The organism is Streptacidiphilus albus JL83 (genome assembly GCF_000744705.1).
Lineage (GTDB): Bacteria > Actinomycetota > Actinomycetes > Streptomycetales > Streptomycetaceae > Streptacidiphilus > Streptacidiphilus albus.
This window is the reverse complement of sequence record NZ_JQML01000001.1, coordinates 1,385,843-1,410,412: the sequence shown is the minus strand read 5'-3', so window position 1 is coordinate 1,410,412 and position 24,570 is coordinate 1,385,843. Positions and strand designations below refer to the sequence as shown.

Annotated in this window: 16 protein-coding genes and 1 pseudogene; 7 read left to right on the top strand and 10 right to left on the bottom strand. The window is 68.3% G+C overall.

Going from position 1 to position 24,570, the window contains the following annotated elements:
- Positions 1 to 25 precede the first annotated feature (25 nt).
- The 3 genes from BS75_RS43960 (at position 26) to BS75_RS06130 (ending at position 9,540) form a co-directional block, all read left to right on the top strand.
- On the top strand, positions 26 to 7,342 hold the full coding sequence (locus BS75_RS43960) for a polymorphic toxin-type HINT domain-containing protein (RefSeq protein ID WP_052069229.1): 7,317 nt from the start codon (positions 26 to 28) through the stop codon (positions 7,340 to 7,342).
- An 86-nt stretch (positions 7,343 to 7,428) separates the two neighbouring features.
- Positions 7,429 to 8,145, top strand: a complete 717-nt coding sequence (locus tag BS75_RS47850; RefSeq protein WP_152646407.1) for a hypothetical protein — start codon at positions 7,429 to 7,431, stop codon at positions 8,143 to 8,145.
- A gap of 171 nt (positions 8,146 to 8,316) precedes the next feature.
- Entirely contained in the window at positions 8,317 to 9,540 is a 1,224-nt protein-coding gene (locus BS75_RS06130) for an IS701 family transposase (RefSeq protein ID WP_081982125.1), read from the top strand.
- Positions 9,541 to 10,063: 523 nt separating this feature from the next.
- Here BS75_RS06130 and BS75_RS06125 read toward each other — a convergent pair.
- Positions 10,064 to 11,632 carry an IS1380 family transposase gene (locus BS75_RS06125; protein ID WP_156164214.1) on the bottom strand — a complete coding sequence of 523 codons (1,569 nt, stop codon included), beginning with the start codon at positions 11,630 to 11,632 and terminating at the stop codon, positions 10,064 to 10,066.
- On the opposite strand from BS75_RS06125, the gene BS75_RS06120 reads away from it, so the two are divergent.
- Entirely contained in the window at positions 11,626 to 13,260 is a 1,635-nt protein-coding gene (locus BS75_RS06120) for an IS1182 family transposase (RefSeq protein WP_408022519.1), read from the top strand. The two genes, BS75_RS06125 and BS75_RS06120, sit on opposite strands and share 7 nt — an antisense overlap.
- On the opposite strand, the gene BS75_RS06115 is transcribed toward BS75_RS06120, so the two are convergent.
- The 3 genes from BS75_RS06115 to BS75_RS47845 all read right to left on the bottom strand — a co-directional run bounded on the left by BS75_RS06115 (position 13,169) and on the right by BS75_RS47845 (position 14,617).
- On the bottom strand, positions 13,169 to 14,080 hold the full coding sequence (locus BS75_RS06115; RefSeq protein ID WP_034087471.1) for an IS3 family transposase: 912 nt from the start codon (positions 14,078 to 14,080) through the stop codon (positions 13,169 to 13,171). The two genes, BS75_RS06120 and BS75_RS06115, sit on opposite strands and share 92 nt — an antisense overlap.
- Before the next feature lie 5 nt (positions 14,081 to 14,085).
- Positions 14,086 to 14,373, bottom strand: a complete 288-nt coding sequence (locus tag BS75_RS06110; RefSeq protein ID WP_034087470.1) for a transposase — start codon at positions 14,371 to 14,373, stop codon at positions 14,086 to 14,088.
- Between the two features lie 85 nt (positions 14,374 to 14,458).
- The gene (locus BS75_RS47845) at positions 14,459 to 14,617 is read right to left on the bottom strand and encodes a hypothetical protein (protein ID WP_156164212.1); all 159 of its coding nucleotides are present in this window, start codon (positions 14,615 to 14,617) and stop codon (positions 14,459 to 14,461) included.
- A 146-nt stretch (positions 14,618 to 14,763) separates the two neighbouring features.
- On the opposite strand from BS75_RS47845, the gene BS75_RS46100 reads away from it, so the two are divergent.
- Positions 14,764 to 15,384, top strand: coding sequence for an IS5 family transposase (locus tag BS75_RS46100; protein ID WP_231608100.1), 621 nt, complete (start codon positions 14,764 to 14,766; stop codon positions 15,382 to 15,384).
- Here BS75_RS46100 and BS75_RS43955 read toward each other — a convergent pair.
- The 5 genes and pseudogenes from BS75_RS43955 to BS75_RS06085 form a co-directional block, all read right to left on the bottom strand.
- The gene (locus BS75_RS43955) at positions 15,293 to 15,967 is read right to left on the bottom strand and encodes a hypothetical protein (RefSeq protein WP_081982123.1); all 675 of its coding nucleotides are present in this window, start codon (positions 15,965 to 15,967) and stop codon (positions 15,293 to 15,295) included. The two genes, BS75_RS46100 and BS75_RS43955, sit on opposite strands and share 92 nt — an antisense overlap.
- Positions 15,968 to 16,039: 72 nt before the next feature.
- Positions 16,040 to 16,291, bottom strand: a complete 252-nt coding sequence (locus tag BS75_RS46095; protein WP_081982122.1) for a transposase — start codon at positions 16,289 to 16,291, stop codon at positions 16,040 to 16,042.
- A gap of 27 nt (positions 16,292 to 16,318) precedes the next feature.
- Positions 16,319 to 17,132 (bottom strand): annotated as a pseudogene (locus BS75_RS43230) (IS701 family transposase); the annotation flags it as partial.
- An 88-nt stretch (positions 17,133 to 17,220) separates the two neighbouring features.
- The gene (locus BS75_RS06090) at positions 17,221 to 19,293 is read right to left on the bottom strand and encodes a phosphocholine-specific phospholipase C (RefSeq protein WP_034087468.1); all 2,073 of its coding nucleotides are present in this window, start codon (positions 19,291 to 19,293) and stop codon (positions 17,221 to 17,223) included.
- 434 nt (positions 19,294 to 19,727) lie between these two features.
- Positions 19,728 to 21,215 (bottom strand): amino acid permease, encoded by a 1,488-nt coding sequence (locus tag BS75_RS06085; protein ID WP_034087467.1) that lies wholly within the window; start codon positions 21,213 to 21,215, stop codon positions 19,728 to 19,730.
- Between the two features lie 188 nt (positions 21,216 to 21,403).
- On the opposite strand from BS75_RS06085, the gene BS75_RS06080 reads away from it, so the two are divergent.
- Both BS75_RS06080 and BS75_RS06075 read left to right on the top strand, forming a co-directional pair.
- Positions 21,404 to 22,156, top strand: a complete 753-nt coding sequence (locus BS75_RS06080) for a FadR/GntR family transcriptional regulator (protein ID WP_034087466.1) — start codon at positions 21,404 to 21,406, stop codon at positions 22,154 to 22,156.
- Complete coding sequence (locus tag BS75_RS06075; protein ID WP_152646362.1) at positions 22,138 to 22,911, top strand: cache domain-containing protein; 774 nt, start codon at positions 22,138 to 22,140, stop codon at positions 22,909 to 22,911. The genes BS75_RS06080 and BS75_RS06075 overlap by 19 nt, the downstream gene beginning before the upstream one ends.
- Positions 22,912 to 22,989: 78 nt before the next feature.
- Here BS75_RS06075 and BS75_RS06070 read toward each other — a convergent pair whose 3' ends face one another.
- Positions 22,990 to 24,570, bottom strand: coding sequence for an aspartate-alanine antiporter-like transporter (locus tag BS75_RS06070; RefSeq protein ID WP_034087465.1), 1,581 nt, complete (start codon positions 24,568 to 24,570; stop codon positions 22,990 to 22,992).

Genomic DNA, 24,570 nt, shown 5'->3' with positions numbered 1-24,570 from the left:
CGTGCACTTCCCACTTGACACTGCGATGAACTACTTCCAGTGTCCACGAAAGTGGTCGGGGTCCAACGGCGACTACTACCGGGTCCTGACACCGGACGGCTCGGCGGCCTACTTCGGGGCCGAGCACGCACCGACCGGTGTCGGCAACCAGGCGGACATGCAGAGCGGCACACCCTCGGACGCCGCGACGAACTCGGCCTGGGGCGTGCCCGTTCTGGACCCGATCTCGGGCGACCCCTGCTACACCTCGGCGAAGGGCACCGCGTCGCAGTGCGCGGCGAACGAGGGTTGGCGGTGGAACCTGGACTTCGTGGTCTCGCCGACCGGATTCGTGCAGCGCTACGACTACAGCACCGAGACGAACTACTACGACCTGGGCGGCGGGCAGGTCGCGGCGAGCAACGGCTCGGGCACCCTGACCCCCTACATCCGCGGCGGGGCGCTCACCCAGATCTCCTACGGCTACCAGCTCGATGACGAACTGGCCGGGCACACTCCTGCGGCGCAGGTCGTGTTCTCCTCCCAGCAGCGCTGCCAGGTCTCCTCCGGCTTCAACTGCACCCAGCCGATCAGCCTGTCGAACGCCTCCAACTGGCCCGACGTGCCATACGACCTGGACTGCCCCTCCAACGACAGCACCACCATCCCGCCCGGCACGACCAGCATCCCGGCAGGTGTATGCGTTCAGTACTCGCCGTCGTTCTGGTCCACCACTCGGCTGGACTCGATCACGACGAAGGTCAACGTCGCGGCCGGGAACGTCGGCCTGACCCCCGTCGACACCTACCAACTCGGTCAGACCTACTCCGACGCCGGCGGGTCGGTGGACCCGGTCACCGGCGCGGACGGTGTGGACGCGAAGGACGAGGGCTCGCTGCAGGCGGTGATGTGGCTGGCGTCGATCCAGCACACCGGCGACGCGGACACCTACGACGGCGGCGGCACCCCCATCACACTCGGGCAGGCCACATTCGCCGGCGTCGAGATCGACAACCGGGTCAACGACAACGACCCCAGCGCGCCTGCCCTGTACCGTCCGCGGATCGCGGACATCTACACCGAGACCGGCGAGGCCATCGCGGTCAACTACAACCAGACCCCCTGCCTGGGCCTGACGCTGTCGATCGCGAACGCCGACACCAACACCAACTCCTGCTACCCCGTGTACTGGACGCCGACGGGGGAGGTGAAGCCGATCGCCGACTGGTTCAACAAGATCACCGTGAAGTCCGTCGTCAACTCCGACCAGACCGGGGCCTCGAAGGACCAGTCGGGCTCGACGGTGTACAGCGGTTCCGAGGCACAGGAGTCGGACTACTCCTACAGCGGTGCGGCGTGGCACCGGGACGACTCCGCGCAGACCGACGACCAGTACCGGACCTGGGACCAGTTCCGCGGCTTTCGCACGGTGACGGTGACCACCGGCACCGCGCCTGAGCCGGTGACGCAGACCGTCACCACCTACCTGCAGGGCATGGACGGGGACTACCTGGCCAACGGCACCCAGCGGTCGGTGAGCGTCAACGCCGTCTACGGCGGCACCACCACCGAAGGCAACGCCAGTGCGAGCCCAGCGGTGTATGGCAGCCCAACGCAGACCGGCGGCACCGTCGCCGAGACGGTGAAGGACAGCGACTGGCTGGCCGGGACGCCCCTGGAGACCGATACTTACACCAAGGCCAGCGGCATCATCAATCCGGCCGTGACCGGCGGCACCATCGACGCCGAGACCGTCAACGGCCCGTTCACGTACACGAAGACCGTCGATGCGCCGCAGACGCCGTGGACCGACTGGAACGCCACCGACGACCCGCCGCCGGCCGTCCAGCCGACCCTGTCGACCCTGCCCGACCTGGACGCCTACCGGCCCGCTTCCACGACCAGCAGTTCTTTCACGCTGGTGAAGAACGGCACGGCGTGGCGCGAGAACAAGAGCGTCACCGACTATGACGCCCAGGGCCGGCTCTCGACTGTCGACAGCACTGCCGACGTCACCGGTGTGAGCGCCCCCGCTCAGGAGACCTGCACCGCCACCACCTACGCCGCACCCTCCGGGCTGAACCCGATGATGCTGTCCTACCCGGACCGCACCACCGAGGTCTCCGGCGGCTGCGCGGCCCCGACCAGCAGCACTCTGCGGTCGGACAGGGAGGTGTACTACGACGGCGACGGGACCCTGACCAACCTGGGGACCTTCGGGCAGCTCGACCAGTCCGCCAATCCCGAGCCTGCCGCGGGTGAGGTCACCGCGACGAGCATGGTCACGTCCATCAGCCCCAGCAACGTGGAGACCTGGCAGACCACTGCGGCCATGACCTATGACGGCGCCGGCCGCATCGTCCAGACCCTGGACGCCAACAAGAAACCGACGACCACGATGTACAGCCCCGCGTGGAACGCCGCCGGCGGGAACACCAACCCCGTCACTGAGCAGTCCACGAACTCGCAGGGCTGGACAACGAAATCCAAGATGGAGCCGCTTCGCGGCCTGGACATCGAGGACCAGGACACCAACGGGCGGATCACCGACACCACGTACGACGCACTGGGGCGGCGGACCGCGGTGTGGCTGCCGGGGCAGAGCCAGGCCACCCAGAGCGCCAGCGAGACGTTCTCCTACCTGATCTCCAGCACCGCGCCCTCGGCGGTGATGACCAACACCCTGCGCACCGACGGCAGCTACGCGACGAGCGTCACCCTGTACGACGGGATGCTGCAGCCACGGCAGACGCAGACCGACACCGCCGACAACTCGGCGGGACGCCTGATCAGCGATACCTTCTACGACTCGCACGGCTGGCCGGTCCGCTCCTACGCCCCCTACACCGACACCACCACCTACCCCAGCAGCACCCTCGCTGTCCCCGACGCCGAGAGCCAGATCCCCTCGGAGACGGTGACCGACTACGACGGCCAGGGCCGGCCGCTGGACCAGCAGCTGTACACGATGGGCGCCTACCAGTGGCAGTCCACCAGCAGCTACCCCGGGGCCGACGAGACCGACAGCACCGGTCCGGCGGGTAGTGCCACGACGGTTGCGGTGACCAACGCCCTGGGCCAGACCACGAGCTCCACGGTCAAGGACACCGACGGGCCGGTGAAACTGACGCCCGGACAGGTCATCCCCTCGGGCACCTCGCTTAACTCCGGTTCCGTGCAGCTGACCATGCAGGCCGGCGGCAACCTGGTCCTGACCTCGCTGGCCAGTGGCGCGACCCTGTGGTCCAGTGGCACCTCCAGTCTCGGCGCCTGGGCCACGTTCCAGACCGGCGGCAACTTCGTGGTCTACAGCAGCACCGGTACTGCGCTGTGGTCCTCGGGCACCTCCACCACCGGCAAGACGATGCAGATCCAGAACGACGGCAACGTCGTGGTCTACAACGCCGCCGGAACGGCCCTTTGGTCGACCGGAACCTCCGGCAAGGCCTCCGAGGCCGACGCCACCACCAGCTACACCTACACCCCGGCCGGGCAGGTCCACACCGTCTCCGACGCCGCCGGCAACACCTGGTCCTACACGTACAACCTGCTCGGGCAGAAGCTCACGGCCACCGACCCGAACATGGGCACCACCACCTACGGCCCCTACGACGACATGGGTAACCTGGAACAGACCACTGACCCCCGCGGGCAGACCCTGTCCTACCAGTACGACTGGGACAACCGGGTCACCGGCGAGTACAGCGGCCCGTTTACTGCCACCCCGGACCCGACCAAGCAGCTCAGCGGGTACGTGTACGACACCCTGGAGAACGGCTACCCGACGTCGGCGACCGAGTACGTCAGCAGCACCGCCAACAACGTCACCACCGTGTCCGCCTACACCCAGGCCGTGACCGGCTACAACACCGACTACCAGCCGACGGGCACCAGCACCACGATCCCGTCCGCCGACGGCTTCACCGCACCGGCCGGCACCAGCCAGCCCACGGCTGGAGCGGTGACCTTCGCCGACAGCGCCACCTACACGCCCATCACCGGTGAACTGGCCTCCACCACCTACGGCCATGACGGCGGTCTGCCCGCCGAGACGGTCAACAACGGCTATGACCTGCAGGGACTGCAGAACTCCTCAGGCAGCACCCTGACCTCCTCCACGGGTGCCACCTCCTCCGCGTACTACCTCGACAATGCCATCTACACCCCGATGGGACAGCAGCTCAGCTCCACCTACGGCGTCTACGGCACCCAACTCGTCACGACCGACGCCTACGACCCGGCCACCGGCCGCCTCACCTACAGCACCACCAACACCCAGACCAGCAAGAACAACGCGATCGACAACATCGCCTACCGCTACAACCAGGCCGGAGAGATCACCGCCGTCTCCGACCTCCAGTCCAACGGCACCAGCACCACCGGCACCGACACCCAGTGCTTCACCTACAACTCGCTCCAGCGCCTGACCCAGGCATGGACCGACACCGCCGGCATCAACACCGGCACCACCCTCAGCCCGCCCATCACCGACGACCCCACCGTCGGCGATGTAGGCGGCTGCAACACCGCGACGCCGCAGACCACCGCGACCGCACCGATCACCACCACCACCGTGGGTGACACCGCCGGCGACGCCTACTGGCAGACCTACAGCTACGACCTGCTGGGCGACCGCACCGGCGAGGTCAACCACGACACCACCGGCAACTTCGCGAACAACACCACCCAGACGATCGCCTACAACGGCGCCAACGGCACCGCCCCTGCCACCGACCCCAACCAGGCCACGGCCGTCACCACCACCGACCCCATCCTCGGCAGCACCACCACCGTGACGCCCGGCTACACCGACAGCAACAGCGCCGACGACGGCAACACCACCAGCCGTACCGCCACCAGCGCTGGCTTCCTGCTGTCCGGCGTGAGGACCACCGCCGGCGGCAGTCTGTGCCTGGCCGACCCGGGAGCATCCACCACTTCCGGCACCGCCGTGGTACTTGAGGGCTGTGGTTCGAGCGGAGAGAGCGTCAGCATCGGCTCCGACGGCACCGTCAGGGTCCAGGGCCTTTGCCTGGACACCAGTGGCGGCGCCGTCGCCAACGGCACCACGGTCGTCCTGGACACCTGCAGTGGCGCCGCCAGCCAGCAGTGGAAGGCCACCGCTACCAGCCTGGTCAACGCCCACTCCGGCTTCTGCCTGGCGGACCCCAGCGCCAACCAGACGCCCGGCGCCGCCAAGCAGCTCGTCTGGACCTGCGGCGGCAGCGGCCAGACCTACACCACTCCCACCGACAACACCGCCGTCCCCGCCGGCCAGAAGCAGACCATCACCTACAACGCCGACGGCCGCACCAGCAGTGTCACCACGCCTAGCGGGACTGGCAGCCAGACCAGCAGCTACATCTATGACGCCTCCGGGAACCTCCTGGAGCAGGCGAACACCTTCGACAACACCAAGATCCTCTACCTGTTCGGCGGCGCCGAGCAGATCACGCTGAACGTCCCCAACAACTCCTCCACGGCCCTGCGCAACTACTCCGGACCCGACGGCACCACCATCACCCGCAGCAGCGCCGGCACCCTGAGCTATCAGGTCGCCAACCAGCAGGGCACCGCCACCACCACAATCAACGCCGCTACCCTCGCCGTCACCCGGCGCGCCTACGACCCCTACGGCAACCCCCGCGGCACCACCCCCGCCACCTGGGTCGACCCCTCCGAGAACCACGGCTTCCTCGGCCAGCCCACCGACGCCAGCACCGGCCTGGACCTCCTCGGCGCCCGCAACTACGACCCCATCCAAGGCCGCTTCACCAGCCCCGACCCCGTCTTCGAAGCCGGCGACCCCAACCAGATGGGCGGCTACACCTACGCCGGAGACAACCCCAGCAGCGGCAGCGACCCCTCCGGCCTCATGCTCAACCCCGCCACCACCGCCGGCGGAGGATGCGCAGGAGACAGTTGCGACATCTCCACCCCCAGCTCCAGCAGCACCGACACCAGCAGTGGAGGCTCCGGATCAGCCACGAGTGGCTGCGAGGGAGGCGGCAAGTTTAGATGCGACGACTACAACGCAAACCACGACCCCACGCCCGCCTGCGGCCTCATGGCATGTATCGGGGCATTGGTGACCTCCTCCATTGCAACTGCGGCCATAGCCGGCGTTGCAGCTTGTATAGTAGAGAGCTGGGGAGCAGCAGCCTATGTCTGCGCAAATACGGCAGGCACTTCCGTCATCGCTGTATGTGATCTCTTCAGCGACTGTGGTCCGGCCGATGGTGGTGGACACAGTACCGATGGTAGCGATGGTCACGATCACAGCGGCGACAACGGTAACAGCGATGACGGCCATGGCGGCCATGACGGTACGGGCGCTGGTAGCACAGGCGCAATCACCGTTGCGGTAGACCCGCCAGGCAGCGACACAGGAGACCTCGCAGTAGTCAAGCGTCTCGACGCACAAGCCCAGGCGCAGAAGAACGATGCACTGAATGCCGCACCTGCAAAGCCGAGCACTGGCACCAGCAGCACTGACGGGTCAGGGTCGGGAGATGGGGCTTCTGGGGCCGCATGCAGCTTTGCTCCCACTACTCCAGTCCTGCTGGCTAGCGGCAAAACGGAGCCAATAGGTTCGCTGAAGGTCGGCGACAAGGTCGAATCAGCCGATCCCAACACAGGGAAGGAGGAGGGAGGACGAACGGTCCAGCACGTCTGGATCAACCACGACACTGACCTCCTCGACGTCACTGTCTCCATCGGGCATGGTCACACTGCCGTCATCCACACCACCGCCAACCACCCCTTCTGGGACGACACCACCCACACATGGGTCCGCGCCGATCACCTCAAGCCCGGCCATAAACTCGCCAGCACCGACGGCCAGCACCCCACCGTTGCCAACATCAAGATCACCCCAGGCGCAGCCGATCGCTGGAACCTTACTGTCCAGCAACTTCACACGTACTATGTTGTGGCGGGCGGCGTCCCGATCTTGGTCCACAACAGCAGCACGTGCAATGTTGGACTTGGCTATCAGAAGGCAAATGTGGCCAAATGGGCCAATGATATGAAATTCAAACATTTCACGTCTGCGGAGTATATTGATAGCTGGAATTATCATGTCTCGAAAGCTATTGATGATCCTGCCACGACTATCCATGTTTATATGGTTGGTTTCGATGGGGACTTTGAAGACATGGCAACTCGGGGGCTTGCAGGCGGCGACGGCGTACACGCCACCCAACAGGAGATGGGCTGGCTCGCGAGGGCTGTGATTGGTGGGAGGAGGTCTTGGGGTACCATTAATTTCTATGATGAGGATGGCCAGATACCCGAATATCCTGAACCGAAGTGGCAAGAAGGCAAGTGGTCCAGTGCCTGGGCACTGGAGTGGGCTTACTAGTCCCTATCTCTTTTTTCCTCCTTCTCATGAGGCGATCACCTTTGTGGTCTGCCCTCACGAGACCACTAGTTTCGAGGATTTCTTCCGTGGATAATTTTGGAAGCAATGAGCCGATTGGCTCGTCTGATGAATCTGGTATTCGTGACTATTCTGATGTCATTTCGCGAGGCGGACTCCATGATGCCCTCGTCTCGATCGCAAATGAAGTTCAGGTCGACCTCGGCGATGCTGATGATCGCACTGGATCGGTAAGTCGGGAATGGAATGTGGCGAAGTTCTCTTCGTCGCGTGGGAATATGCGGATCAATCTGGGTCGCGGTCGCAGGTTTGCTGTCAATTTGGATAGCGGCTGGGGGCATGTATGGGCAAGCGGCAGTACGTCCAATATTGTCGAAGTGGTCGAAGTTCTTGCCCTGTGGAGGCGTGGGGCCAGGCTGAAGGAACTCGGCAACAGGTTTCCGTTCATGAAATTCGATCGACTGAGTCAGGCGTACGAGGATGGAAATCCAGTTGAAACGCAATGGGATATCCTTATTGGCGACGACGAGTTTATCACCTATCGGAATCTACTGCTGAGACTGCATGATAATTCGAACCTTAGGAAAATGTTCCCTTTCTTCTCGCATTGGAAATTGAGAATGGCAAAGGATTGCTACGATGCTCAAGCGGGGGAGATTATAATTCGACCGAGTGGTAGTGAGGGATATATTGTCTGGGCTTCGTCTGCTCCAATGCAGAAAATTGAGATTCATCGCCTTGATGATCTTATAGATGTAGCCAACGCTATGCTTCGTGGGCTCTGACTGGGCCTCTCGTCTGGATCTATTCGGCGATCGGCGCGAGTCCTCATTCAGCGTCTGCAGGGCACTCGTTCACGTCAGGCTGCCCAGCAGTGCCTGCCGGGTTACTAGTACTACAGCCGGTTGTTCACGTGACGTGATGGCGGCTGGCTCGTTACTCCATTCGTGGGAGTGATGCTGCCGCCAGGTGCGGTGCCGACGGGCGAGTTGAGCGAGGCTGATGTCCGTTCCATGGAGGGTGAGTTGGAGGCGCTGTGTGCCTCGGTGGACGATGTGTTCGCCCGCCCGGCCTCGCGGGAGAACCTGCGGGCGATGATGCGCGGGCTGCTGGCTGAGGTGCCGCGCAAGAACCTGTGGCAGCTGGCCGAGTTCGCCGGTCACCCCAACCCCGACCGGCTGCAGGGCTTCCTGGCCAAGGCGGCGTGGGACGCGGACGAACTGCGCGACCGGGTCCGGGACTATGCCGTCGCCGCCCTGACCGCCCCGGATGCGGTACTCATCGCGGACGAGACTGGTGACATCAAGAAGGGCACCAAGAGCGCCGGGGTGCAGCGGCAGTACACCGGAACCGCAGGCCGGATCGAGAACGCCCAGGTCAGCGTCCACCTGTCCTACGGATCCAGCCGGGGTCGGACACTGATCGACCGCGAGCTCTACCTCGGGAGGACATGGGCTGGAACCACCGCCGAACATGAACGGCGCAGTGCCGAGCAGGGCATCCCGCCCGAGCGCGCCACGCAAGTGGCCACCAAGCCGGAACTGGCCCGGCGGATGGTGGAACGCGCCGTGCGGGCAGGGGTCCCGTTCTCCTACTTCCTGGCTGACGAGGTCTACGGCCAGGCCCGCGCCCTGCGTGCCTGGCTGGAGGAACAACGCATCCGCTACGTGCTGGCCATCCCCAAGGACGAGGCGCTGCCACTGCCCGACGGGCGCACCCGCCAGGCCCGCGAACTGTACGCGGCCGTGCCCGAGGACGTCTTCGAGCGCCGTTCGTGCGCCGACGGCGCCAAGGGCCCGCGCGACTACGACTGGGCCATCGTCCAACTCGCCCACACTGATCTGGAGTTGGAGCGCCACCTGTTGATCCGGCGTTCCACCGTTCCGAACAAGGTGAACAAGAAGACCGGCGAACTGGTCCGCGAGGTCGCCTACTTCCTGTGCCACGCCGACCCCGGCACCACCCTGGCCGCCCTGGTGACCGCCGCCGGGCAGCGCTGGATGGTCGAGGAGTCCTTCCAGGTGGCCAAGGGCCAGGTCGGACTCGATGAGCACGAGGTACGCAAATGGTGCTCGTGGTACCGGCACACCACCGTATGCATGCTCGCCATGGCCTTCCTGGCCGACGTCCGGAGCCGGCTAATACCGCACCGTCCACCGACAGTCGACCCCCGACCGTGAACGAGATCCGCCGCCTGTACGACCGCATCGTCCAGGCACCAGTGCGCACCGCCCGCACCTGGCTGACCATGCACTGGCACCGCTGGCGCACCCGCCACCAAACCCGGGCCCGCCACAGCCACTACCGCACCCGAACCGCCCGCGCTCACTCACCGTAAAACCACCGGCTGTAGTACTAGCCACCTGTGCCTTGGACTCGGGTCCCATCCCTGGGTAACTGGGATATCACGACCGTGGCGCGGCATCGGCCTTCCTCGGTGTGCACTCGGGCTACGCGGACTGCGCGATGATGGCACTCGACAGTCAGCGTGTACACGCGGTGTGTCACCCGGTCCGCCCGGAGAACATTCTGCGATAGCCTCAGCCCGGATGCACCGGTCTGATTTCCGAGTGATCGTTTCGGGGGTCTTGCGGTCGGTTGCCGGCGCGGAGGTGGTCGGTGGGCGTGGGGTAGCCGCTGGTCTGTCCAGCTCTTCCACATGTCCACAGGTTCGGGGCCTCGCGGGCAGGTCGGATGGGGCTGTCAGGGGTGTGGTGGTGCGTGGAGCACGGCGAACACCTGCGACCATGCCTCGCGCCAGGGCCAGTTCACGGGCAGACGCAGCGTCAGCCGCCGGGCTCCGCGCGTTATTCGGGTCGGCACGCGTATGAGTTGGTCGCGCAGGGTCCCGGTGGTCGCCTTGGCGTGGAACGTCGAGGCCAGGGTGCCCAGGGCGCGCATGAGGTTGTGGGTGATCGCGGCCAGGGCGAGCCAGGCGGCGTTGGCCTGGAAGTCGCCCGAGGGCAGGTGGGCCAGCGGCCCGGATTTGAGGTCCGCGATCACCTGTTCCACCACAGCGTGTCGGCGGTGGTCCTTCTCGGCGTCGACCAGCGAGAGCGGTGAGTCGGTGAATGCGCAGTGGTAGCGGTAGCCGCTGAACAGCTCGCCCTGGCCCTGCACCTGGCCCTCGGGGTTGACACGCTTGACCCGGCGCACGAGCAGACGGACGGTGACCTGCTGCTTCTTCGGCTTGGACGTGAACGCCGTGTACTCGCGGACCTCGGCGATCTCCGCGTCCGAGACCCAGCACCGGCCCTCCTCGTCCCAGAGCGCCTTCGGGTAGCGGATCGCCGTCCAGGCGTCCTCGGCGATGCCGGCGATCGCCTTCCTGATCGAGGCGTTCATCCGGGCGCTGACCGAGAACCGGGCACCCAGCGCCCGGCAGGCCGCGATCACTTCGCCGGCGTAGAAAGCAGAGTCCTCCCGAAGCAGCAGCAGCCCGCTCGCCCCGCAGGCGTGTGCGGTGCGCAACGCCTCGGCGACGAACGAGGCCGCCCCGCGCACCGAACCACTGGCTCCTTTGCGCAGGCGGGTCGCGGGGATGACCGGAGCCGCGAGCGGGGTGGAGAGCACGGCCAGGAGTACGTTCAGGCCCTTGACCTTGGAGTATCCGTAGCCCGCGCCCTGCTTGGCGTAGCCGTGGGTGCGGCGGACCGTGTCGTCGATGTCCAGGTAGGCCACCGTCGCGGCCCCGGGCAGCAGCGGGGTGTGGGCTGCGAGTTGGGGCAGTAGCCGACGGGCGACGGCGTGCAGTTGCTTCACGTGTCCGTGCGTGAACGCACGCAGGAACGTCCCCAGGGGCGAGGGTGCGCGCACCGCGCCGAAGAGGCTGTCCATCGCGCCATGCCGCAACCGGTCCATGTCCGCGATGCTGTCCGCGCCCGCCGCCATCCCCGCGACCAGCGCCATGACCTTCGCGGCCGGGAACGCGCCCACACCGTCGGCCGTGGCAGTCTGAAGTTCCCCCCTGATCTTGGACAGCGGGTGTTTACGCTGCGGGGGTGAAGTGGTGCTGCAGTCTGGCTCGGGTTTCGAGTGGGGTGAGGTACCCGAACTCGGGGTGCTTGCGGAGCCTGGTGCGGTTGTACTCGACTTCGATGACCCTGTTGCCCAATTGGGTGAACCTGAGGCGATCTGCCCGCTGGGGGCGACCTGGGCCGTGAGACTGCGGTTGGCGGTCTGATCCAGTTGTGGCGCATCGTTCGGCCGCAGGACGGGGTGGCGTGGTGTCGATGGGGCTGGGGTCAGGGGCAGAGGTTCCGCAGGTGACACGGCAGGTGGCTATCGCCGCTTTCCCCAAGGGCTGCCTGGCCATGCGGGTCCGGGACGAGCTTGGCCCACTGTTCGCCGACGAGGTGTTCAGGTCCGCCTTTGGAGTCCGGGGCCGTCCCGGTATCTCGCCGGGGCAGCTGGCCCTGGTCTGCGTCCTGCAGTTCGCCGAGAACCTGACCGACCGCCAAGCCGCGCATGCGGCGCGGGCAAGGATCGACTGGAAGTACCTGTTGGGCAGCGAGCTGTCGGACCCAGGGTTCGACTTCACCGTGCTGACTGGGTTCCGCGACCGCCTCTTGGCGCGCGGGATGGAGGAGACGGTCCTGGACCTTCTGTTGCGGCGATTGGTGGAGCTGGGATTGGTCGCCCCCGGGGGGCGGCAGCGCACCGACTCCACACATGTCCTGTCCGCAGTACGGGACTTGAACCGTCTTGAGTTTGTCGGAGAGACGCTCCGAGCGACCCTGGAGGCGATCGCGGTCGCCGCCCCGGCATGGCTGCGGACGTGGATGGACCCGTCCTGGCAGCAGCGCTATCGCGCGCGGGTGGACGCCTATCGGTTGCCCGGCGCGCAGGACGAGAGGGACGAGTTGGCGCGGCAGATCGCCATTGACGGATACCGGCTGCTCAAGGCAGTCTTCACACCTGCAGCGCCGGGCTGGCTGCGGGAGGTCCCCGCTGTCGCCGTCCTGCGGACGGTGTGGATGCAGCAGTTCAGCCGCACCGTGACTGACGGGATCGAGGAGGTGGCATGGCGGGGCAAGGAGGACTGCCCGCCCAGCAGAGTCAGGGTCACCTCGCCCTACGATGTGGATTCCCGCTATGCCGTCAAGCGCGGATCCGGCTGGGACGGTTACAAGGTCCACTTCAGCGAGACCTGCGACGACCCTGCTGAGGTCGGGCGTCCGCACGTGATCACCCACGTCGTCACCACCGATGCCACAGTCCACGACGCGGCGGTCGTCGGGCAGATCCACGATCGCCTTGGCGACAAGGGCTTGCTACCGTCCGAGCACCTCCTGGACTCCGGTTACATCTCCGCCGAACTGCTGTTGACGTCGCCGGTGGAACGCGGTGTCGAAGTTGTCGGTCCGGTCAGGCCCAACAGCACCCGCCAGGCCGTCCAGGCCGCCGGCTACGGCAAGACGTCCTTCAGTATCGACTGGGATGCCCGGCAGGCGACATGTCCGAGCGGGGCCAACAGCAGGTACTGGACTGAGGGTTACGACCACAGCGGCCGCCTCGCAGTCCGGATCCGCTTCGCCACCCAGACGTGCGCGCCCTGCCCGGTGCGCGATCAGTGCACCCGCTCAACCCGATACGGTCGGCAACTCACTGTCCGCCCCCAGGACCAAGACATCCTCCTCGAACGCGTCCGGGCCGAGCAGGACACCGACGAGTGGAGAGCCCGCTACGCCGCCCGCGCCGGAGTCGAGGGCACCATCCATCAGGCCGTTGCTACCACCGGAGCCCGCCGCACCCGCTACGCCAGCCTGCCGAAGACACGCCTGGCCCACATCTTCATGGCCGCCGCCATCAACCTGATTCGACTCGACGCTTGGTGGAACGGAACTCCACTCGCACCGACGCGCACTTCCCACCTCGCAGCCCTCGACCTCGCCGCGTGAGATCAATTGGGCAACAGGGTCCTTCGATGAAGCGGAAGACGTCGGCTCGGGCCTGTGCCCGGGTGGCCCATACTGTGGTGCCGATTTCGGCCTTTAGCAGGGCAAACCAACTCTCCGCCGCGGCGTTATCGTAACACGAGCCGACTCGTCCCATACTCTGCCGGAGATCCAACTCCTGTATCGCCGACCGGAATTCGGCACTGGTGTACTCGCTGCCCCGGTCGGTGTGCATGATGCAGCCCGACTCCAGACTTCCGCGGCCCGCGGCCATCTGCAGCGCTGCCACCGGAAGCTCGGCGCGGTGGTGGTCGGCCATCGCCCATCCGAGCATCTCGCGGGTACCCAGGTCGATGCACGTCGCCAGGTACAACTTCCCTTCCTCGGTGACCAGTTCAGTCATATCGCCGACCAGCCGCATCCCCGGACGCGGAGCGGTGAAGTCCCGTCCGATCAGGTCGGCGGCGAACACCGCCCGCTTCGCCTGCCGGGTCAGCCCGCGCCGACGGCGTCGGGTCACGCCCTCGATGCCGTTCTCCCGCATCAGCCGCTCGACCCGCTTGCGATTGACCGCCCTCCCCGCCCGGCTCAGCGCGGCATGGACGCGCGGCACCCCGTAGGCACCGCGCGATCCCGCGTGCAGCACCCGGATCTCACCCAGCAGCCGCTCCTGGTCCCGGTCACGGACCTGACGGACGGGGGCAGCGGCACAGTGGGCGTAGTAGGTCGAGCGCGGCAGTCCCAAAGTCCGACACAGCAGGGAGACGCTGTAGCCGTCGGGGTTGTCCTCGGTGGCCTTCTCCGCGTCGATGAAGCGGCACACAGTGCCTACTCCACCAGCTCCTTCGCGAAGAAGGCCGCCGCTTTTAGCAAGATCGCGTTCGCCTTCTTCACCTCGGCCAGCTCCCGCTTCACCCGGGCCAGCTCAGCCTTCTCGTCAGTGGTCGCCGCCCCGGCCGGCCCCTGGCCGCTGTCGATCCGGGCCTGCCTGACCCAGCCCCGCAGGCCCTCGGAACTGATCCCCAGCTCCCGCGCGACCTCGGTCACATTCCGACCTGGCGAACACGCCAGCGAGACCGCATCCCGCTTGAACTCGGCCGAGTACCGCTTGCTCATGTTGCTCTTACTACTCACTGCTTTGGACTGCTTCCTCCGGGACCATGCGTCCCAGTATCAACCTGTCCAGCTCAGAGGGGGAACTTCAGTCGGCAAACCAGTCCCCGTCTTCGGCAAACCGCACCAGCGCGAACCCCGTCAGCCGCCTACCGGCCAGCGCCGCCAGGCGCGATCCGTGCGCCTGACGAATTGCGTCGACCCCGATCAGGAAGGACGGCTCGAAACCAGAGATCCCCATGTTCACAGCACAGGAGTCTCCCGGCATTCGACCCAGCGGGCCAGCGCAAATCGACCAGGGGGACCTACGACGCCACTTGACAGGTTGGATTCCACAGAACTGGGTGGCGGGCGGTCTACGACTTCTTCCGCCGCTGGCGCCGCCACGGCTACATTCGCGAGCTCCACCAGCGCCTACGCCGCACCGAGCGCGAGCGGCAGGGACGCCTCCCGGAGCCGAGCGCGGGCATCATCGACTCCCAGTCCGTAGACGGCTCGGAGACCTGCCCGGCCTCCTCACGAGGCTACGACGGCGGAAAATCCCGGGACGGCCGCAAGCGCCACATCCTCACCGACACCGGCGGACTGCTGCTGGAGGTCACCGTCACCCCCGCCAACGTTCACGACTCCAAGGCCGCCCCCGAACTGCTCGAAGCGTTCATGGCCGAGCCCGGACGGCTCCTCGAACTCGTCTGGGTGGACTCCGCCTACCAGGGCCAGGAACTGGCCGACGCCTTCGCCGCGCACGGGGTGGAGGTGGAGGTGGTCAAGCGCACCGACGGGACCAAGGGGTTCAAGGTGCTGGCGCGCCGCTGGGTGGTGGAGCGGACCTTGGGCTGGCTGTCGCGCTCACGGCGCCTGAACCGCGACCACGAGCGCCGCCCCGACCACCACGTGCAGATGGTGTGGTGGGCCGCCACGATCACCCTCGTGCGGCGGATGGCCGGCCAGCGCCCGCACTGGCCCGAGTTCCGCCCGCACCGGCTGGCGGCACCAGGCCCTGCGCCGGGATGAACAACCCGCCCGGCACCCGAGCCAGCCAGCCCCGCGCCTGCAGCGCATACGCACGGTGACGGACCTTCTCGATCTCGTTCAACCGCTCCGCGTCCCGCCCCAGCGCGAGGGTCAACGCCTTGACCGCCACCGGAGCACCCGCAGCCGCGACCACATCGAAGACCTGCCGGTAGACCCCGGCCAGCACCTCCACCCCCAGCCCCGGCCGCCACACCGGCGGACGCGGATCGTAGTCCCCCCGCAGAACCGACGACGCCGCAGGCACCGCCGGCTCCCGCACGTCAACCGCCGCCGTCACCGACTCCGATGACGGCGAGGACACCGGTGCCTCCGGCTCCGGCACAGGAACGGGCGCGGTCACCGCGCTCGGCAGCGGCAACATCGCCACCTCGACCTCCTCCGCCAGCGCCCGCAGGACCTCCTCCCGGCCGATCCGCGCGCACTCCACCCGCTCCCGGTGGAGGTTCACCTGCTCCTGGGCCTCGCGCAGCAACTCCTGCCAGGCATCAAGCTCTTCCCGAGCCCGCGCCTCACGACGCTCCAGCAACGCGATCACCGACGGCACGAACGACACCTCCACCACCGAACCGACCAGACGTCAGCTGACTGCCCGACAGGCACCGCTCACACACCACCGAGAAGAGAAAACCGCAGGTCATCGATCAGCAGAGCGGTTCACCACAACGCTCTGAATCGAACGGAAGGCCCGGTTGGCGATCGCGTCCTTGACGATCTTCCACAAGAGCTCGACGGGGTTCAGCTCCGGTGCGTACGGGGGCAGGGGGACGACCTTGAGCCAGGGCTGTTTACTGGTCCAGTCGCGGACGTCGTGGCTGGTGTGGCTGGAGTAATTGTCCCAGATCTTGTGTCCTGAACATGAAAGGGAGTTGGTTGTAGGAACAGCCACGGCAGCTGTAGATCGTGATCTTTGGGTTCATGGGGTGCTGTCGGTGTAGGCGTGCCAGCGTTGGTGGCAGGCGCGGGCGCGGTGTTGGTGGCGGCGTCGCCAGGCGGACCAGCGCAGGACGTGGCCGGCGTCCCGGCGGGGCGTGGGGAGGATCAGTAGCCGGAGCAGGCGCAGGAGTTCGAAGCTGCTGAGTGGGACCAGCTCGAGCCCGGCGGGTGTGGGTTCGCCTGCTTCGAGGGCGGTGGCGACGGCGAGGAATGCGTAGGCGACCAGGTCACCACCTGGACCAGCGGTGCCAGCTGGTCCAGGTGGTGACCTGGCCTTTGTCCAGGCCGACGGTGTTCTTCGCGGCTTGGAAGTCTTCCTCGATCTTCCAGCGTAGGCACACGATGCCCACCAGCCGCGCCAGGCTCGCCGGTATCGGGCTCCAGCAGCGGTAGTAGGAGACGGTTCCGGTGTAGCGGTGGCGGCGGGCCAGCAGCACCGAGACCCCGCCTTCCGCGTGGTCGGCGGGGGTGTCGTCGGGGTGGACGTCGAGCATGGCCCAGTCGTAGTCGCGTGCGCCCTTGCTGCCGGTTCCGGTGCGCATCCGCTGCCAGGCCCCCTTGGGGACCAGGGCTTTCGCCTTGGCGGCGGACAGCCTGGCGCCCGAGGGCAGGGTGAGGTGGTGGCTGCTGCGGACCGCGACTGCGTAGCCGAGGCCGAGCCGGCGGCAGGTGGTCCGCAGGGCCTTGGCGCCGTAGACCTCGTCCCCGGCGAAGAAGCTCGCGCGGACCCCGGCGGCGTGCGCCTTCTCCAGCATGGCCTGGGCCTGGGCGGTCTTGGTTGCGAACATCAACTGGCGTCGCGGTCGGAGAGCCCGAGCAGGAACTGCAGCACGCTCACCGTGGCCAGCGGACCGGCGGCCCCTTGCGCAGGGAGCAGTTCGCTCAGCTGGCGCCGATGGCGGGGTCGCTGATGCTGGGCTTGCCGGTCTCGGTGTGGCCGGCGATGCGGCGGAGGTAGTCGCTGTCGTGGTCGGAGACCACGGACAGGTCGTACCAGCCGTGGGCGTGGCGCAGGTCGATCGAGTGGGTGGTGCTGGTGCCCGGACGCAGCCGGAAGCTCTGCGGGCGGGTGTTGCCGTAGGCGTCGGTGACGGTGAGGCGGACCGTGGTCGCGCCGTGGTTGCTGAGGACCAGGCGGATCTCGGCGTTGCGGCCGACCTGCTGGGCGGTCACCTCGACCCCGGCCAGGGCGGCACTGCCGGTGAGCCGGCGGAGGAAGCCGTTGGGGCCGTGCGCGGTGAAGTCGTAGGCGCCCTTGGCGTCGCCCGCGACGTCCCAGCTGCCGGTCAGGCTCTCCCCGGCGCCGACGGTGTAGCTCCACGGGCCGGCGGCGTGGGTCGCCGAGGTGACCAGCCAGTTGACGCCGACCGAGCTGTGGTTGGCGAAGGTGAGCGCCAGCGCGCCGGTGGCGGTGCTGACCGCGCCGTCGACCGCGAGGTTGTACGGCAGCGCCCGGGCCGGGCGGGTGCCCGGCTCCTGCTTCGGCAGCTGCGGGTTGGCCGGGAGGGTCGGCACGTAGTCGGGGTAGCGGTTGGCGTTCGGCGGCCGGTAACCGCTGGTGTCGGGCAGCGCGGGTACCTTGGCGTCGGCGTGGCCGAAGTCGAAGACGGAGGTCAGGTCGCCGCAGATGGTGCGGCGCCAGGGCGAGATGTTGGGCTCGCGGACGCCGAAGCGCTGCTCGATCAGCTGGATGATCGAGGTGTGGTCGAAGACCTCGGAGTTGACGTAGCCGCCCTTGCTCCAGGGGGAGACGACCAGCATCGGCACGCGCGGGCCCAGGCCGTAGGGGCCGACGTCGAATCCGTTGGCGCCGGAGGTGTAGAGGTCGGCGGAGACGTCGACGGTCGACCGGCCCTGCGCGGCCGAGGCCGGCGGGAAGGCCGGGACGTCGTGGTCGAAGAAGCCGTCGTTCTCGTCGAAGGTGATGATCAGCGCGGTCTTCGCCCAGACGTCGGGGTCGGCGGTGAGCGCGTCCAGCATCTGCGAGACGTACCAGGCACCGTAGTTGGCGGGCCAGTTGGGGTGCTCGGTGAAGGCCTCGGGGGCGACCACCCAGGAGACGGAGGGCAGCTTGCCGCCGACCACGTCGGCCTTCAGCTGGTCGAAGAAGCCTCCGCCGGCCGAGACGTTGGTACCGGTGCGGGCCTTCTCGTAGAGCGCGTCGCCGGGCTGGGCGTTGCGGTAGTTGTCGAAGTACAGCAGCGAGTTGTCGCCGTAGTTGCCGATGTAGGCGTCGTCCGTCCAGCCCCAGTAGCCGTCCGCGTTCAGGCCGGTGCCGATGTCCTGGTAGATCTTCCAGGAGACCCCGGCCGCCTCCAGCCGCTCCGGGTAGGTGGACCAGTTGTAGCCGGCCTCGGCGTTGTCCAGCACCGGTCCGTCGCCCGCGCCGTCGTTGCCGGTGTAGCCGGTCCACATGTAGTACCGGTTGGGGTCGGTGCAGCTCAGCAGCGAGCAGTGGTAGGCGTCGCAGATGGTGAAGGCGTCGGCCAGGGCGTAGTGGAAGGGGATGTCCTCGCGGGTCAGGTACGCCATGGTGGTCGGCGACTTGGCGGGGATCCACTGGTCGTAGGCGCCGTTGTTCCACGCCTGGTGGGTGCTGTTCCAGTCGTGCGCCAGGTCCTCCAGGAAGACCAGGCCCAGGTTCGGCTGGTCCGGGTGGAACGGGAGGACGTCCTTGGTGCCGTCGCTCTGGTACCAGACCGACTTGCCGCTGGGCAGGATCACCGGACGCGGGTCGCCGAAGCCGCGCACGCCGCGCAGGCTGCCGAAGTAGTGGTCGAAGGAGCGGTTCTCCTGCATCAGGACGACGATGTGCTCGATGTCCTGGAGAGTTCCGGTGCGCCGAGCGGCGGGTATCGACGCGGCGCGGGCGATACTGCTCGACATCATGGGCATCGAGAACGCGGCAGTGCCGCCGGCCAGCTGGATGAAGCGGCGGCGGTTGAGGGCGGTCAAGGCGGGTGCCTCCTGGTTGGTCCGAGGCGGAGCGTGGGTGGAGTGTGCACAGGCCACCAGCGCCCGGGGAACGGGCCATGGCGGACAGGGAACGCAGAGCGGAACCGTGAACCAACGGGAGCTTACGGCTTGCGGTTTGGGTTTTGGGGCCTTTTGGGGACCGAAGTGCGGCCCGGACGCGGACCAGCCCCGGATGCGGACCGGCCCCGGCTCCGGACGCGGACCGGCCCCGGACGCGCCGGGGTGGGCGGGCGTCCGGGGCCGGAACGGGGACCGAACGCGGCCCGCGGGGGGTCGGTCGGCGATCGGTCGCGGGTCAGGTGGTCGAGTGGGGCGGTCGGTCGAGCGGGGGGACGGGCGGGTGGGGGTCTGGCGGGCGGGTCTGGCGGGCGGGTTCGGCGAGTGGGGAGGTCGGGCGGGGTGGTGACGGCAGCTCAGGCCGCGGCCCGGTCCTCCTCGGCGATCTGCTCCTTCGGGCGGAACACCGCAAGGTAGAGCAGTCCGATGACGGCGACTATGCCGACCGAGAGCGGGACCAGCCAGCGGTCGAAGAAGTCGTTGCCGTTGGGCGGGGTCTTGATGGAGAGGACCACGATCGCGGTCACCCCGTAGACCAGGCCGGCGATGTTCACCGGCCAGCCCCAGCGGCCGAGCGTGAAGCTCCCGGCGGGCTTCCAGCCCCGCGCCCGGCCGATGATCGAGGCCAGCACCACCGACTGGAAGCCGACGTAGATGCCGACCACCGAGAAGGTGATGATGCGGGTGACCGTCGCCGAGGGCAGGAAGGCCAGGGCGGCCGGGACGATCGCGGTGACGGCGGTGGCCGCCGGGGGCATGTGGAAGGTCGGGTGCAGCTTGGACAGCGCCCGGTGGCCGATGATGACGCCGTCCCGGGCGTAGGAGTACACCAGCCGGGTGGCGGCGGCCTGGATGGCCAGGGTGCAGGAGACGAAGCCGATCACGATCAGGGTCAGTGCGAACTTGCTGCCGACGGTGCCGAGCGAGGCAGCCAGCGCCGCGCCCAGCGGGTCGGCGACCTTGCCGCTGATGACCGCGCCGAAGTTCGGCACCGCCAGGATCAGACCCAGCGTCAGCACCACCGTGGCGACGGCGCCGACGGCGAGGGTCATGCCCATCGCCCGGGGCACCTTGCGCGAGGGGTCCTTGACCTCCTCGGCGATGTCGCCGCAGGCCTCGAAGCCGTAGAAGATCCACACGGCGAACAGGCAGGAGGCCAGGAAGGCGCCGAGGTAGCCGCCGGACGCGCCCGCGCCGGAGGTGTGCAGGACCACCGAGATCCCGTGGTGGCGGTGGAAGAAGAGCAGGTAGAGACCGAGGCCGAGGGTGCCGAGCACCTCGGCCGCGACGCCGATGTTGGCGGCGAACGCCAGCCGCCGGACGCCCATCAGGTTGACCACCGCGCAGAGCAGGATCACCACCACCGTGGTGATCACGGTGTTGACGTGGTCGGGGGCGTAGCCGAACAGCGGCCCCGCGTAGGTGGCGATCGGGTAGGCCACCGAGGCGATGGTGATCAGTAGTGCCCAGGTGTACATCCAGCCGGCCATCCAGGCGTAGCGGGGGCCGACAAGTCGCTTGGCCCACTGGTAGATCCCGCCGGCCAGCGGGTACTGCGAGGAGACCTCGGCGAAGGCGAGCAGCACCAGGCCCTGGCCGACCAGGACCAGCGGGATGGTCCAGAAGAAGGAGGGACCGCCGGTGGCCAGCCCGTAGTCGAAGACCGAGTACACGCCGACGAGGGGGGAGAGGTAGGTGAAGCCGACGGCGAAGTTGGACCACAGGCCGAGCGCCCTGGTCAGCTGCTGGCTGTAGCCGAGTGAGGCCAGCTGGGCGGCATCGGCGGCATCCTGGGCATCCGTCACATGGAGTTCCGACAGCGGGTCGGATGGCGCGAGTGACATCGGCGGGCCTTTCGCGGGGGTGGGGCGGGGTGGGGCTGGGGGAGCGTCAGCAAAACATATGAACCCATAGGTCATATGGCAATGGGTGCTGCCCAGTGAAACCGATCTGTGATGGGATGGTCCCGCAGGGAAGGGACCGGCACCGCAGGTGCGCAGGCCGCCGACCGACCACGGAGGGCAGTGCAGGCGTGAACCGACTCTCCAGCGCCGCGCGCCGTGCGATCTTCGCCCCCCTCGACAGCGAGGCCAGGGTCGAGGTGGTCGTCCGCCGCCTGGGCGACGCCATCGCCCTCGGCCTGCTCGCGGACGGCGAGCAACTGCCGGGAGAGAGCGACCTCGCAGGACGGCTCAACGTCTCCACGGTCACCCTGCGGGAGGCGCTGATGGCGCTGCGGCAGCAGGGCCTGGTGGCCACCCGGCGCGGCCGGGGCGGCGGGACCTTCGTCCAGGCCCCCGCCGACACCCTGCACGACCGTCTCCGGCAGACCCTCTTCGCCCACACCATCGAGGAGTTGCGCGACCTGGCCGACCACTACGCCGCCGTGGCCGGCGGCACCGCCCGGCTCGCCGCCGACCGCGCCGACAGCACCGACCTGGACGCGCCCCGCCGTTCGCTGCAGGAGTTCGCCGACGCCGCTGACGCTCCGGCCCGCGCCCGGGTCGACGGCCGGCTGCACGTCGAGATCGCCGCCGCCTCCCAGTCCGCCCGGCTGACCCGCGAAGAGATCCGTTTCCAGACGGAGATCGGGCCGCTACTGTGTCTACCGTTCGCGGGGGAGCAGGCCCACCGGACCGCCGACCGGCAGCACCGGGCCCTGCTCGACGCCATCGCCGCCGGGGACGGGGCGACCGCCCGCGACCTGGCCGAGGAGCACGTCCGAGACATGCTCCGCCCTTTGATCGAAACGCGACTGGACGGGACATGGCAGGCAGCGCGGTGACCGCCGACGACCGGGTCGCCCCAGGCGAGGACACAACCACCGGCGACGCCGTCGCCGAGGCCGTGGACCGGGTCGGCGGGATGCTGGAGGGCATCTTCGCCACCGTCCGGGAGACCGTCGGCTATACCGGCGCGCTGCTCGATGCCGTGGCCGCCGCCGGCCGTCGGCCGAGCCGGACGGACCTGGCCCGGCTCCAGCCGCTGCTGCGCGGCCAACTCGCCCGCCACACCGGCCTGGTCTCCGGCAGCGGCTTCGTCGCCGCGCCCGGACTGCTCGCCGACGTCCCGGCCTGGCTGGAGTGGTGGCAGCCAGGACCGGACGGCCGGGCCGTGCCGATGCTGCTCGACCTGGACCCGACGACCTCGGCCTACTCCGACTACACCCACTGGGACTGGTACACCCTGCCGCGCGGCACCGGCCGTCGGGCGGTGTCCGGCCCGTACGTCGACTACCTATGCACCGACGAGTACACCCTCACGCTGGCCGCGCCGGTCCTGGTGGCCGGCGCGTTCGCCGGGGTGGCCGCCGCCGACGTCTACCTCCGCCACTTCGAGGACGCGGTCGGTCCCGCGCTGCGCCGGATCCCGGCCCCGGCCTACCTGGTGAACCCGCGTGGCCGGGTCGCCGCCTCCAACAGCGCGCTGCGGTTGGCCGGTTCACTGGCCCGCGACCTCGACGCGGCCGCGGCGCGCGGCGAACTGCTGCTGCACCCCTGCGGGGAGATCCCGCTGACGCTGGTGACGCACCGCTCCTGACGGACGGTCGCCCCTCACTGCGGCAGCCGGCGCCGTGGCGGGTCGGCGCCGCGCGGAGCGGCGCCGTGGCGGGTCGGCTCAGAGTCCGACGACGAGTTGGATACAGACGATCTTGACGATGATGGCCAGTGCGAAGAGGGTCGAGTAGCCGGTGTTGATCCGGCTGTCCCGCACCTGGGCGTTGGCGTAGGAGGTGAGCGCCGGGTTGCCGACGTAGCCGGCCAGCAGGCCCATGCCGCGCTCCCGGCTCTGTCCCAGCAGCCGGGCGGCCAGTAGCAGCAGGCTGTAGCTGAGCAGCGCGCCGACCAGCAGGACCAGTAGCAGCTTCAGCCCGAAGAGGGAGAAGGCGTTGACCCGGAACGCGTAGCCGGAGGTCAGTCCGACGATGGCGAGGAAGAGCAGCAGGCCGATCTGACGGAGGGTCAGGTTTGCCCGGGTCGGCAGCGTCCAGACCAGCGGCCCGGTGCGCTGCAGCCGGCCGAGGACCATGCCCATCAGCAGCGGACCGGCCGCCGTGCCCAGGGCCAGCTTGGTCGACCCGATGGTCACCGAGGGGATGCCCAGCAGGAAGCCGAGGCAGAGCCCGAGACCGAGGCTGACCGCGCTCACCTCGCTGACCTTGGCCTCGGTGTCGCCCAGGTAGCGGGCCACCTCCTCGGCCCGGTCGGGCGGGGCGACCACCCGGATCCGGTCGTCCAACTGCACCACCAGGTCGTCGTGCGCCAACAGGTCGTCGTCCCCGCGCCGCAGCCGGGAGGCCAGCGCTCCGAAGCGACCGCCGAGGTTCAGGGCGGCGACGGTCCGCCCGGCCAGGGCGGGGTTGGTGACCAGGACCCGCCGGTAGTCCACGTGGTTGCGGTCGTTGAGCAGGTTCTCCGCAGCCGGTTCGCCCAGCGCTCCGACCCCCGCCCGGACCGCTTCCGCGCCGCCGACCAGCACCACCTCGTCCCCCGGGGCCAACTGCCGGAGGCCCAGCGCCACCCGGGGCGGGCCGCCGACCGGCCGGTACTCGCTCAGCAGCAGCCGTCCCTCGGCGACGCCGGGGACGGTGGCCGCGTCGGCGTCGTGCCGGACGACGACGGTGCTGGTGGTGAGCCGGCTGGGCAGGCCGTCGCCGAGGTCCCTGCGGCCGGGCCATGGCCCGCGCCTGGCGAGGGCTGCCAGGAAGAGGATGGTGACGATGATGGCGAGCGGGTAGCCGATGGCGTAGCCGACCGCGGGCTGGGTCGGGTCCTTCGAGGACGCCTGGGCTGCCGCCAGGCCCGGCGTGGTGGTGCCGATCCCGGCGTAGCCGCCGGCCAGGTAGGGGCCGCCGATGTGGAACAGGGCGTGGCCGCCCCAGCCGACGGCGAGGGCGGTGACCGCCAGTGCGACGATCGAGCCGAGCATCACCGGCAGCTGGGTGCGGATCTCACGGAAGAAGGCGGGGCCGGACTCCAGGCCGACCGTGTAGACGTAGAAGGCGAGGCCGACCACGGACAGCGCGGCCGGCTCGGCCGGCCCGATCCTGGCGTCGACGGCCCCGACCGCCAGTCCGGCGAACAGCACTCCGGCCGGTCCCAGTCGGACCGGTCCGAATCGCACCATGCCCAGCAGCGAGCCCAGCGCGATCACGGCGAAGAGCGTGACATAGGGATAGTCGGCGAGGAACTGCCGCAC

Bases quoted from the DNA above. Each gene is read 5' to 3' on its own strand.
- BS75_RS43960 (WP_052069229.1), top strand. From the start codon at position 26: ATGAACTACTTCCAGTGTCCACGAAAGTGGTCGGGGTCCAACGGCGAC.
- BS75_RS06075 (WP_152646362.1), top strand. From the start codon at position 22,138: ATGGCAGGCAGCGCGGTGACCGCCGACGACCGGGTCGCCCCAGGCGAG.
- BS75_RS06130 (WP_081982125.1), top strand. From the start codon at position 8,317: ATGCTGCCGCCAGGTGCGGTGCCGACGGGCGAGTTGAGCGAGGCTGAT.
- BS75_RS06110 (WP_034087470.1), bottom strand. From the start codon at position 14,373: ATGAGCAAGCGGTACTCGGCCGAGTTCAAGCGGGATGCGGTCTCGCTG.
- BS75_RS06085 (WP_034087467.1), bottom strand. From the start codon at position 21,215: ATGTCACTCGCGCCATCCGACCCGCTGTCGGAACTCCATGTGACGGAT.